The sequence below is a fragment of the Paenibacillus yonginensis genome, from assembly GCF_001685395.1.
In the GTDB taxonomy this organism is placed as follows: domain Bacteria; phylum Bacillota; class Bacilli; order Paenibacillales; family Paenibacillaceae; genus Fontibacillus; species Fontibacillus yonginensis.
In genome coordinates, this window is sequence record NZ_CP014167.1 from 3372285 (window position 1) to 3384097 (window position 11813).

Annotated in this window: 11 protein-coding genes and 16 tRNA genes; all 27 read right to left on the reverse strand. The window is 46.4% G+C overall.

Translation table 11 applies throughout. From position 1 onward, the window contains the following. Positions 1-28: 28 nt before the first annotated feature. Positions 29-952, reverse strand: a complete 924-nt coding sequence (locus AWM70_RS15210; protein WP_068697827.1) for an alpha/beta hydrolase — start codon at positions 950-952, stop codon at positions 29-31. 136 nt (positions 953-1088) lie between these two features. Further along, entirely contained in the window at positions 1089-1784 is a 696-nt protein-coding gene (locus tag AWM70_RS15215; RefSeq protein WP_169823455.1) for an ATP-binding cassette domain-containing protein, read from the reverse strand. Between the two features lie 190 nt (positions 1785-1974). Then, positions 1975-2676 carry a helix-turn-helix domain-containing protein gene (locus tag AWM70_RS15220; protein ID WP_068697831.1) on the reverse strand — a complete coding sequence of 234 codons (702 nt, stop codon included), beginning with the start codon at positions 2674-2676 and terminating at the stop codon, positions 1975-1977. Between the two features lie 308 nt (positions 2677-2984). Next, positions 2985-4196 (reverse strand): MFS transporter, encoded by a 1212-nt coding sequence (locus AWM70_RS15225; protein WP_068697833.1) that lies wholly within the window; start codon positions 4194-4196, stop codon positions 2985-2987. Between the two features lie 87 nt (positions 4197-4283). Further along, a complete protein-coding gene (locus tag AWM70_RS15230; protein WP_068697835.1) occupies positions 4284-4586 on the reverse strand; it encodes an ArsR/SmtB family transcription factor in 303 nt (100 codons plus the stop codon). Between the two features lie 100 nt (positions 4587-4686). Next, the gene (locus AWM70_RS15235; RefSeq protein ID WP_068697837.1) at positions 4687-4926 is read right to left on the reverse strand and encodes a NifU family protein; all 240 of its coding nucleotides are present in this window, start codon (positions 4924-4926) and stop codon (positions 4687-4689) included. Between the two features lie 48 nt (positions 4927-4974). Continuing rightward, complete coding sequence (locus AWM70_RS15240; RefSeq protein WP_068697839.1) at positions 4975-5190, reverse strand: hypothetical protein; 216 nt, start codon at positions 5188-5190, stop codon at positions 4975-4977. A 57-nt stretch (positions 5191-5247) separates the two neighbouring features. Beyond that, a complete protein-coding gene (gene sufB / locus AWM70_RS15245) occupies positions 5248-6645 on the reverse strand; it encodes a Fe-S cluster assembly protein SufB (RefSeq protein ID WP_068697841.1) in 1398 nt (465 codons plus the stop codon). A 41-nt stretch (positions 6646-6686) separates the two neighbouring features. Next, positions 6687-7994 (reverse strand): Fe-S cluster assembly protein SufD, encoded by a 1308-nt coding sequence (gene sufD, locus AWM70_RS15250; protein WP_068697846.1) that lies wholly within the window; start codon positions 7992-7994, stop codon positions 6687-6689. Between the two features lie 21 nt (positions 7995-8015). Further along, positions 8016-8795 carry a Fe-S cluster assembly ATPase SufC gene (sufC, locus tag AWM70_RS15255; protein ID WP_068697848.1) on the reverse strand — a complete coding sequence of 260 codons (780 nt, stop codon included), beginning with the start codon at positions 8793-8795 and terminating at the stop codon, positions 8016-8018. Beyond that, the gene (locus AWM70_RS15260; RefSeq protein ID WP_068697850.1) at positions 8776-9297 is read right to left on the reverse strand and encodes a MarR family transcriptional regulator; all 522 of its coding nucleotides are present in this window, start codon (positions 9295-9297) and stop codon (positions 8776-8778) included. The genes sufC and AWM70_RS15260 overlap by 20 nt, the downstream gene beginning before the upstream one ends. A gap of 802 nt (positions 9298-10099) precedes the next feature. Further along, positions 10100-10179, reverse strand: a tRNA-Leu gene (locus AWM70_RS15265). Positions 10180-10200: 21 nt separating this feature from the next. Next, positions 10201-10277 (reverse strand) — tRNA-Arg (locus AWM70_RS15270). 29 nt (positions 10278-10306) lie between these two features. Further along, positions 10307-10380 (reverse strand) — tRNA-Cys (locus tag AWM70_RS15275). A 7-nt stretch (positions 10381-10387) separates the two neighbouring features. Continuing rightward, positions 10388-10462 (reverse strand) — tRNA-Gly (locus AWM70_RS15280). Positions 10463-10466: 4 nt separating this feature from the next. Next, positions 10467-10541, reverse strand: a tRNA-Gln gene (locus tag AWM70_RS15285). Positions 10542-10561: 20 nt separating this feature from the next. Continuing rightward, a tRNA-His gene (locus tag AWM70_RS15290) sits at positions 10562-10637 on the reverse strand. 29 nt (positions 10638-10666) lie between these two features. Next, positions 10667-10740: transfer RNA gene (locus tag AWM70_RS15295), tRNA-Trp, on the reverse strand. 5 nt (positions 10741-10745) lie between these two features. Then, a tRNA-Tyr gene (locus AWM70_RS15300) sits at positions 10746-10831 on the reverse strand. 5 nt (positions 10832-10836) lie between these two features. Beyond that, positions 10837-10912: transfer RNA gene (locus AWM70_RS15305), tRNA-Thr, on the reverse strand. Between the two features lie 18 nt (positions 10913-10930). Beyond that, positions 10931-11006, reverse strand: a tRNA-Phe gene (locus AWM70_RS15310). Positions 11007-11013: 7 nt separating this feature from the next. Beyond that, positions 11014-11090 (reverse strand) — tRNA-Asp (locus AWM70_RS15315). 38 nt (positions 11091-11128) lie between these two features. Then, positions 11129-11202 (reverse strand) — tRNA-Met (locus tag AWM70_RS15320). 88 nt (positions 11203-11290) lie between these two features. Continuing rightward, positions 11291-11366 (reverse strand) — tRNA-Val (locus AWM70_RS15325). 63 nt (positions 11367-11429) lie between these two features. After that, positions 11430-11504, reverse strand: a tRNA-Glu gene (locus AWM70_RS15330). A 20-nt stretch (positions 11505-11524) separates the two neighbouring features. Beyond that, positions 11525-11616, reverse strand: a tRNA-Ser gene (locus AWM70_RS15335). A 3-nt stretch (positions 11617-11619) separates the two neighbouring features. Further along, positions 11620-11695, reverse strand: a tRNA-Asn gene (locus AWM70_RS15340). Positions 11696-11813 lie beyond the last annotated feature (118 nt).

Consider the following 11813-nt stretch of genomic DNA (forward strand, 5'->3'; position numbering starts at 1 on the left):
CGTCTTACAACGCTCCGCCTGATTTACTTTAATTAAATACCTTTTTAACAAAATCAATAAGCTTGAACTTTAAGGCATCACCGTGCTCTCCCCTATGGTACATATCTGTTCCGTGATAACCACTCTCATCCACAATCAGCTCTTTATCCGTCGCTCCGGATGCTTGATATAATTTGCGCACTTCTTTTTCAATGGAACCTCCATAATCGCTAGGTGAAAAAACAAACACGGATGGTGCTTTAATCTTCTCAACGCCCGGAATGGCATCAAGGGGCCCACATTGTGCAGGAGACGAAAGAATAATCAGCCCCTCAATAGGAAGCGCCTGACGAACGCCTGCAATGATTGCTGTACTACCGCCACATGACGCTCCCGCCAAAAACACTTTTTTTGCACCCAATCGATTAAGTTCACTTAAGGCAGCATCCGCATCACGATCTATATTCTGATTATCCTCCGGAAAATTCTGTGAAGCACCATGATTACGATACTCAGGAATAACTACCAGATACCCACTGTCAGCCAGTTCCGTTCCTATGTCAAGAAAAGAGCAAATATTATAACCTTGCTCGTGTGCAAGCAGGACTCCTTTATCTCCGCTGCCAAGCACAAGTGCAGACAGATGCACCCCATCACTGGTTGTTAATGTAGTTGCTTTATCGCGCAGCTCATCCGGAACACAACTATTCACAAGATGCCCGTTAGAAGACTTCACCGACTGATCCGGCCAGGCAGGATCATATTCAACCGGTTTGTTTGGGGGGACGTTCTTCACTTCGGCAACTGGTGTTTCAGGTACAGCACTTTCTACAAGGTTCGTATTTTGAGATTGATTAGATAAAGATTGATTTTCATTTGAAGATACAGGCATTTTGGTGGTGCATCCTGTAATCGCTACTAATAAAATGAGCAATACAAATACCATTTTTGTTCCTTTAGAAAATACGTTCATAGATTTTCTTCACCCCCAACTATTACTGAAATTATAAGTGATTATTAAGCTCTATTCCATTCATCATCGGTATTCTGTTTTATTGAATAAATAAATCCATTCTGTAAATGAGCCCCATTAAGGAGTTCTCCAGGGTTTATAAGGTCTTCGTCAAATGAATGGTTTTATTAAAAAAGTCCATTCCGTCCATTTGATGCGAGATCACAATTAATATCCCCTTATAACGCTGTTCCCGCAAGACGTGAATGATGGTGCGGCGAGTCTCTTCGTCGACGTTAGCTGTTGGTTCATCTAAGATTAATACATCCTTTTCGGCAAGCATGGCTCGTATAAAAGCGATGATTTGAGCCTGCCCCCCCGAGACACCTGAAGTGTTTTGATTGATTTCGGTATCCAGCCCTTTTGGCATCCTGCCGATATACTCTTTCAATCCAAGTTCGTCAATCAGGTCTTCAACAGCGCTGCGGCTTTTACCATTTTGCCCGTATAAAATATTGTCCAACACAGTCCCACGGAAGAGAAAGGTACTCTGGGATACCACACCCATTCTTTGCCTTAAGGAGTCGCTTTGAATCGATGAGGCATGGATTCCGTTAAAGGAAAGGGTTCCGTAAGCCGGCTGGTACAACCCTAATAAAAGTTTAATAAGCGTCGTTTTTCCCGTACCGTTATCTCCAAGAAGAAGCACCTTATCCCCTCTCATGAATGAGAAAGTCAAATCATTAAAAACCAGAGGCAGATCCGTGCGATATCGATATCCTACATGGAGGAATTCTATCGTTTTGATCCTTGAATCCAACTCGGCAACCTTACCGCTGTTTTCGTCCTCCATGTTCAGTAGCTGGTAAATTCTTTCGGCACTCAGGCAAACCGGTTTCAAGATCGTATTTAAGGATGTGATACTTTGTGCACTAGCAAACACTTTTGTGGTGTATAGGGAAAAGGATGTGTACATGCCAACCGTAAATTGCCCCTTCAAGATGAGGATGCCGGAGATGAACAATATGATTAGGGTGAACAGGTTATGACATCAAGTAAGAGATCATAAGTCCGAACAATGTAGTGACATGCCGGTACATGCCCATTTGCAGGAAAGCTTTCGATTTATCTGTATTACCCAGCATTTGGTATGCGTAAGATTTGATCCATTCGACGGGCATGAGTGGCGGGTTCATTTCCCCGAGCAGGTCCAGTGCCTTATTAGGATCGCCAAGGGCCATCCAGCAGCTTGCTTCCAAATACACGGCTTGATGGATCAGTTCTATGTCGTCACTTTCTTCTTTCAATTGAACAAAAAGCCTTTTTGCCTCTTGGATCAACACATTCATCTCAGAAACATCTTGCAACAGTGTACTGCGGTTTAAGATCAACATTCCCACTTTTTTGAGCAGCGGAAAGCAGGCGCCATATTTCTTCGTTATTTCGCGGCATTGATTCAAAGCTTCATCCAAGGGTAGTGAATCGAAAGCACTGGATAACTGATCACAAAGTTTTCGAATATCCTCCGGTGCTAATTGCGGTCGATAATCCATTAAATCATCAATAGTTGTATTAAAGAATGAGGCAAGAATCGGCAGCATTGTAATATCCGGGTAACTTTGGCCCGTTTCCCATTTGGAGACCGAGGCTTTCGATACCCCTATAAAGTTGGAGACATCCTCCTGGGTCAGGCCCTTTTCTTTTCGCTTTCGAGCAAGCACTTCGGCTATATTGATTGCTCTCATTTTCATCACCTTCCGTTATTAAGTCTAACGAAAGGATTGGAATGATGACAATGGAGTCGTAATCAATTTCAGTTAAAAAAATCAACTAACACGAAACTTTGATTAAAATCGCATGGCGGACCGCTTGCCCAATATCTTCTTGATTTTCTCTCACTGTATCCACTTCCCCGCACTGTTCTACAGTTCTTTAACAACCTGGCCCTGGTCTATGATTCGGGTCTCCTCGTGTCGTTTAGTTGTCATGCATCATCTTCCGAAAATCAGAAGATGATGCATTTTTGTCGTTTGCAAATAAATGCAAGTTCGATTCATTTAATGGATACCTTTTTAGACTTCATCTCAAGGTATTTCCGACCTTGACTGCCGGCACTTATTCGCACCTTCAAGAACGACACCACTAAGATCGCAATCGCGACACCAACCATCCCGACCCATGTAATTGATGACAGAGACACCCGGTCGACCATGACGCCTCCGATTGCCGCACCCGCAGCCATGGACAACTGCATCATGGACTGGTTCAGGCTCAGCATGATTCCAGAATAATTCGGTTCAATCCGAACCATATTGACCTGTTGTGTTGGACCGGAGGTCCATGCCGCAAACGACCACAGGATCAGGAGGATGACAATCGGCAGCCACGAATGCGTATAGGTAACGGTTAGAGAGAGAAGCAGCAGCGCTATGACGTGCAAAAGCATTCCCCCAAATAGTGTCGGGAATACCCCCCATTTATCCGCGCTGAAACCGCCGAATTTGGATCCGAGCAGGCTAGCAATGCCGAAAGCCAACAGCACTCCGCTCAATATCCCTTCTTTCAATCCGGCAACTTCAAGTAGATACGGTGAAATGTAGGTGTAAGCGATCGAGTATCCGCCGAGCCAGAAAAAGGTAATTGCAAGCCCTAGCGCTACGTTCCCGTTTTTCAAAAAGGCAAGCTGCTTGGACAACGGCACCGGTTTATCCCCTTGAACTCGAGGGAGGATAGCGTATAAAACGATCATAGCCAACAGACCGGCCAGTGCCAGTATACCAAAAACAGATTTCCATCCGAGTTGTGCTGCAACGATACGTCCAAGAGGAACACCGATAATCAAGGAAGCCGTAAAGCCCATGACCACGGTAGCAATCGCGCTGGCTTGTTTGCCTTGGGCGGCAATTTTCGAGGCGATGTCCAAAGCGGTTACCACGACCATTCCCGCGCCTAAAGCCATGATGACGCGAGCTGCAAGAAACGATGCATAGCCAGGCAAAACAAATGATAGTATATTCCCAATTACAAAGATACCTAGCGCCAAAACCAGCAGTTTATGTCTTTCCACTTTAGCAGTCAACGCCATAAGGATCGGGGTGCCGATGGCGTATACAAAGGAAAAAATCGTAACTAACTGCCCCGCAGAAGTAACGGAAATTCCCATTGTATCCGAGATTTTATCCAAGATACCGGATATAACGTACTCGGATGTACCCACCAAAAAAGTAACTAAAGCCAATAAATAGACTTTCCACGTGTTAGCCAATACTCTCACTTCCCATATTTACATATCGCGATATGTCGATGTATGAAACCAATTAAAAACTGAATACGGTTGAGGTATTCAGTCCGTTTAGAGTTTTTGATTCAAGAAAGCAGCCAACTCGCTTATCTTTTCTTCGTCACGTTTGTAGTAAGTATATTTACCAATCCGCTCGGTTCGAATCAGTCCGGCCCGCTGCAATATGGATAAATACTGCGAAGCTGTTGACTGCGTCATTTTCAACTTATCCGTAACTTGACTAACGCAAACCCCGATTGTCCTCATATCCACTCCTTCATGGGGCACAAAATGTTTTTCGGGCTCTTTGAGCCACTGTAAAATCTGCAGTCTCGATTCGTTGGCCAACGCCTTGAACACTTCAATTGGATCCATACTTCGATTATATTGATACTTTACGATATGTCAATGCTATTGTTACTGATATCCCCGAACGATAAAGATGAAGAACGTGATGAATATCGTCCATTGAAATTTAGTAGACTTGTACAACCTCTTTAATATCTTCGATTTCTTCAAGAATGGCGCGTTCAATAGCGGCCTTTAATGTGATCGTCGCACTTGGGCAACCGTGGCAAGCTCCCAAAAATCTTAATTTGGCTACACCGTTCTCAACCTCGACCAATTCTGCGTCTCCCCCGTCACGCAATAAGAAAGGACGTAGCTTGAATAGCACTTCCGATACTTCGTCGAACAAAATCCCGTTATCCTCCATACATGCCAGCTCCTCTCATTGTTTTAAAAACAACATAAATTCATGCCTTTATCCTTCCGGATGGTCGGATTGATCCTTTGCCTTTTTGGTAAGTGAAGCCTCTTGATCTGAAAGTTCCATTAAAATCTTATAAATGGGATCCGTAGGTATCATCACACCACAACTGGCACTCAGTCCTAGGAGCATATTCAGATAGAATTGAATTTTCTTTTTCTCGCGGGTAATTTGCTCTAATTCTGAGATGTCCGAGTTATTGTTCTTCATGAAAACACACCCCATGCCTCCTAATAAGTAAAACGCTTGATGGGTGAAAGGAATAAATCAACCGATGCTTCCTTCCATCTCAAATTGAATGAGCCGATTCATTTCAACGGCATACTCCATCGGCAATTCTTTGGTAAACGGCTCAATGAAGCCCATGACAATCATTTGTGTGGCCTCTTGCTCCGTAAGCCCGCGGCTCATTAAGTAAAAGAGTTGCTCCTCAGACACTTTGGATACGGTAGCCTCGTGCTCCAAAGTAATCTGATCGTTTTTAATTTCATTGTACGGAATGGTATCTGAGGTTGAGAGATTGTCCAGAATCAATGTATCGCACTTAATATTGGACTTGGACCCTGCGGAATCGCGGCTGAAGCTGGACAACCCCCGGTAGTTGACTTTGCCGCCCTGTTTGCTGATAGACTTGGATATGATCGTAGAGGTTGTCTCAGGAGCAAGGTGAATGACCTTCGCGCCGGCATCCTGATGCTGATCTTTACCAGCTACGGCAATAGACAGAATGGACCCCTTGGCTCCCCGTCCTTTCAAGATTACAGCCGGGTACTTCATCGTTACTTTGGAGCCGATGTTGCCGTCCACCCATTCCATTGTGGCGTTTTCCTCGGCCACAGCCCTTTGGGTTACCAAGTTGTAGATATTAGGCGCCCAATTCTGAATGGTCGTGTACCGAACACGGGAATCTTTCCGGCAAATAATTTCGATAACGCCGCTATGTAAAGAACTGGAACTATAAATTGGTGCTGTACATCCTTCAACGTAATGGACGAAACTTCCCTCTTCGGCAATAATTAAGGTCCGCTCGAATTGGCCCATATTTTCGGAATTGATACGGAAATACCCTTGTATCGGAACCTCACACTGAACGCCCTTCGGAATGTATACAAAGCTGCCGCCTGACCAAACCGCACTGTTAAGCGCCGCAAATTTATTGTCGGCGGGCGGGATGACCGTACCGAAATATTGCCTGAACACTTCAGGATATTGCTTTAAGGCCGTATCCGTATCAAGGAAAATAACGCCCTGCTCCTCCAGTTCCTTCCGCATACTGTGATAGATGACTTCCGACTCGTATTGAGCGGATACGCCTGCCAGGAACTTTTGCTCCGCTTCTGGGATGCCCAGCTTATCAAAGGTGGCTTTGATCTCGGAAGGAACCTCCTCCCAGGTCTTTCCTTGTTTTTCAGAAGGACGAACGTAATATTGGATGTCGTCCAGATTTAGTCCAGTTAAATCCGCTCCCCACCCAGGCATCGGCATTTTGTAGAATTGTTTCAACGCCTTCAGCCGAAAATCGAGCATCCATTCCGGCTCTTCCTTGATTCGGGATATTTCCCGGACAATCTCTTCAGTCAAGCCTTTTCCGGATTGAAAAATAGACCGGTGCCCGTCGCGAAACCCGTATTTATATTCGCCCATATCCGGCGCTTTTTTAGCCATTCTTAACACTCCTTTTAACTTTCCAGGACTTATTTGATGTGCTAGTATCTGCCGAGCTTGCTCTCCACCAAAGCTTGCAGACGACCACGAACTGCCTCCAGCGGGATTTCCGAAATGACCGGAGCGAGGAATCCGAAAATAACTAGATATTCAGCTTCGCTCCGTGATATCCCGCGCGACATCAGATAATAGATTTGTTCCGCATTTACCTGCCCCACGGATGCAGCATGGCCGGCGGTTACATCATCCTCATCAATCAGCAGGATCGGATTGGCATCGCCGCGCGCTTTAGGACTTAACATCAGCACGCGTTCGGTTTGCTGACCATCGCAATGGGTTGCGACTTTTTCAATCTTTGTAATTCCGTTGATAATGGCGGTAGCTTCCTCAAGCATGACAGCACGCGTAATCATCTGGCTCGCCGAGCTTCTGCCAAAATGCTGGGCTTGCGTGGTGTAACACGATTTTTGAAGGCCCGTGCCAATCGCAATCACCTTCGTGTCGGATACCGACCCATTGCCTTGAAGCAAGGTCTGGGTATCGCTGGCGGTATTCCCCTTGTTCATTTCGCCGATAATCCATTCCACCGCGCCATCGGCAAGAACAACCGCCCGCCGCTCGGTGAAATCCGTTGTTGCTGCAGCAAGCTGATGAACCGAAGCGACTTGCACCTTAGAACCCGCTCCCGCAAAGACCTCAACCACACCGTTATGCAATGCCTTGACATCATCCCCGCTCGACAAACAATGATCCACATAAGTGACCTTGCTGTTGCTCCCCGCCACAATTAAGACGTGAGGAGCGAAACGCACCCCGCTGGTATCGTTAAGAAAGATCGCCTGAATCGGCGCTTCAACCTCGACACCGTCCGGGACATATAGGAAAACGCCGCCACTCCATAAGGCGCTGTGTGCAGCAGATAAACGATGCTCTTCCGGCTTCACGGCCTGATAGAGATAACGTTGAACCAATTCCTCATGCTCTTTTGCCGCAGTATGCAGGTCCATTAAAATAACTCCCCGGGCGGCTAAGCTCTCGGCCAATTCCGTATACACTACATCCGAATTGGCCTGAACGATCAGTCCGCCTTTCACTGGAGAAGCAGCCAAACCCCGAACAACCTCCGGCGCCTCTTCCAAACTTGACCAGGGCTTCTCCGCTTTGTAATCTCCGGTTTCGTGGATATCCCATTTCTCCAGTTTCGTTTTCTCCACTTTTGGCAGTTCCAGCGTCCCTGCCAGCTTGAGTGCCTGAATCCGGCGTTCCAGCAGCCAATGAGGCTCACCTATAGCACCTGACCAAGCGCGTAAAGCGTTCGCGTTTATTAGATTGATGGCTTGTGTCCCCACTTTGCTTTTCCTCCTCCGCTTTTAAACTTCTTCGCCTACCGTCTCATCCGTAATCCCTAGCTCCTCTTTGACCCAATCGTACCCTTCAGCCTCCAGACGATGGGCAAGCTCCGGGCCGCCGGATTTGACAATCCGGCCTTGCATCATGACATGCACAAAATCCGGGGTGATATAATTCAACAGGCGTTGATAGTGGGTGATGATTAAAAAACCTCGATCCGGGCTGCGCATTTCATTAACACCATTCGCCACAATACGCAGGGCATCAATATCAAGCCCGGAATCCACTTCGTCCAGAATCACAAACTTGGGTTCAAGCAGCATCATTTGCAAAATTTCATTCCGCTTTTTTTCGCCGCCGGAGAATCCCTCATTCAAATAACGATGCGCGAATTCCGGATTCATCTCCAGCCCTTTCATTTTGCTCTCCATTTCACGGATAAAACGGATTAGGGAGATCTCATCGCCTTCTTCACGCCGTGCATTGATGGCGCTTCTGAGAAAGTCCGAGTTCGTTACGCCGGCAATTTCACTAGGATATTGCATCGCGAGAAACAAGCCCGCCCGGGCACGCTTATCCACCTCCATCTCCAGAAGATCTTCATTGTCCAATGTCACCTTACCATCCGTAACTTCGTATTTGGGATGGCCCATTAAGGCCGAAGCCAATGTGCTTTTTCCCGTCCCATTAGGCCCCATAATCGCATGAATCTCGCCGCCATGAATCTCCAGTGTGAGTCCTTTTAAAATCTCTTTCCCTTCAATCTTGGATCTCAAATCCTCAATCTTTAAGGTCGTCATACTCCCTAACTTCCCTTCCGTAGAGTTGTTCGGCGCGCGCCAGCAAATCACTCATAAATTTTCCGATCGTTTGTAACTCCGTCTCAGAATAGGATTCGATAAATTGGTAGAAGCCCTCTTCTTTCTCTTGATGCAGTTTTTTATGCAAATGATAAACACGTCTCCCCTTATCCGTTAAGCTAAAATAAATCTCCTTCCGATTGTTGTTCAGTTGACTTCTCCTAATAAAGTCCGTTTCCAGCAGCTTTGAACAAATATTAGTAATGCTTGCTTTGGACAAATCCATTTTCTTCACAATTCCGGTATGGTTTATAGGTTCATAATCACCGATGCAATCGATCACGTGTACACTTGTAATATTGTTAGAAAGCATGTCGATCTGGTGCTCTTTGGCTTGTTGCCGAAACAGTTCAACTTCATGTTCCGTATACAACTCGTTCAGATGCAGCATTTTTATATACTGCTCGTAAAGATGACCTTTAAAATCATTTGGAAACTCCAATTTCGCATTTCCCCTCTTTTGTAGTCGTTGCCCACCCAGCCAAGTGTCAGGAATAGATAATTTTGTTCAGTACTGAACAAAATCATCCTAACACAAGTGATAATGATTATCAATATCATCTATATTAACTTTTTTTGATAAGACACATTTCTGGAGCCGCTTTTCATTGGTTCAGGCGTCTTATGCTGCTTTTCCGACCTGCCATCTTACCTCTATGAAAAGGGCAGTCATTAACCCCTTATAGCGAGAAAAAAAGAAAGAAGCTGTGCGTCTTCGTACAGAGGAGAAGTGGGCATACTCCATGATCAGGGGAAGTTCGAAAAGCAAGCCCGGGGTCGAGTCCATACGCGAAATGAGCAAGGACTACCCGATTCTTAAGCTCTGTAACATTGCTGATTGCAGAGGTTTCACGAACTGGTTACTGCAGGTCTTGACGGGGCTATAACCAAACCTCCTCCCCCTTTTACAGCATCTCACTTCATATAGCAGGATCAAATGATGATTTATAGATACCAAAAACTTCGCTTACTTTAACACTTCATGAATTAGCATTTTAGCAGGCCATCTACAGATAAGAACGTCTTATTTTTTACATGGTTTTAAACTGCACAGAATGAGGAAGGAAAGTGTCAACCAAAATGGGGTCCCCTGGACTTTCCGTAAAGGGGAATAAAAAGAATGGAGGCTTAAGGCGCATACCGTTCGATACATCGCGGTTCGACCGCTTAATTATCATCCTTGCCAGGCGTACATATAAAAAGGGTTCATGAAATTGTACACAATTTCATGAACCCTTTTGCAATGCCGGTGAAGGGACTCGAACCCCCACGGTTTCCCTCACGATTTTGAGTCGCGCGCGTCTGCCAATTCCGCCACACCGGCTTATTAAATTAGAAGTGTATATGGCGTGCCCTAAGAGATTCGAACTCCTGACCTTTTGATTCGTAGTCAAACGCTCTATCCAGCTGAGCTAAGGGCACATATGAGATATACAACTTCAGAAATATACTGGAGGCGCCACCCAGATTCGAACTGGGGATAAAGCTTTTGCAGAGCTGTGCCTTACCACTTGGCTATGGCGCCAAAACAATGGAGCGGACGACGGGAATCGAACCCGCGACCCTCGCCTTGGCAAGGCGATGCTCTACCGCTGAGCCACGTCCGCAAAATGGCTGGGGATATAGGATTCGAACCTATGCATGACGGAGTCAAAGTCCGTTGCCTTACCGCTTGGCTAATCCCCAACAGATTAAAAAGTTAAAAATGGGGCGATCGATGGGACTTGAACCCACGAATGCCGGAGCCACAATCCGGTGCGTTAACCCCTTCGCCACGACCGCCATATAAACTTTCTATTTTGTTTAAAACTTGGCAGGGGCAGCAGGAATTGAACCCACACCAACGGTTTTGGAGACCGTTGTTCTACCTTTAAACTATGCCCCTATAACTGGTGGAGGCTGATGGATTCGAACCACCGAACTCGTCAGAGAACAGATTTACAGTCTGCTGCGTTTGGCCACTTCGCTAAGCCTCCACAAATGGTGCCGGCGAGAGGACTTGAACCCCCAACCTACTGATTACAAGTCAGTTGCTCTACCAGTTGAGCTACACCGGCTTATTTAATTTTGTTAAATGGTGGCTCGGGACGGAATCGAACCGCCGACACGAGGATTTTCAGTCCTCTGCTCTACCGACTGAGCTACCGAGCCAAAAACATGGCGGAACCGACGGGATTCGAACCCGCGATCTCCTGCGTGACAGGCAGGCATGTTAGGCCTCTACACCACGGTTCCACAGCCTAAGGTCTTGCATGGATCCCTCTTGGGGATAATTGCGGGGGCAGGATTTGAACCTGCGGCCTTCGGGTTATGAGCCCGACGAGCTACCGGGCTGCTCCACCCCGCGTCGTTATAAAGATTGTTTTGTTGTATGGCGCCTCCGAAAAGTAATCGGATTACGCTCCAAAGACTGAACTTCACTTTTTGGAGTGAAGTGGTGGAGGCTGAGGGGATCGAACCCCCGACCCTCTGCTTGTAAGGCAGATGCTCTCCCAGCTGAGCTAAGCCTCCAAATTGAACACAATATCTAATATACCATATTCAAGCCATCATTTCAACTTCTTTTAAAGTTGATGGTGACCCGTAGGGGATTCGAACCCCTGTTACCTCCGTGAAAGGGAGGTGTCTTAACCCCTTGACCAACGGGCCTTACATAAGAGAAAGTATTATGGCGGAGAGAGAGGGATTCGAACCCTCGAGACGCTTGTGACGCCTACACGATTTCCAATCGTGCTCCTTCGGCCAACTCGGACACCTCTCCATATGGCTCCCCGAACAGGACTCGAACCTGTGACAACTCGATTAACAGTCGAGTGCTCTACCAACTGAGCTATCAGGGAATATTAAGTTTCAAGTGTTTGATCACCTGAAAACTGGATACGAAACAATCAATTGCGATTTAGTTGTTCTCGGGGTCCCCGCCAAAGCATTCGGAGTTCGCTTCGTCAGCGTCTCTTC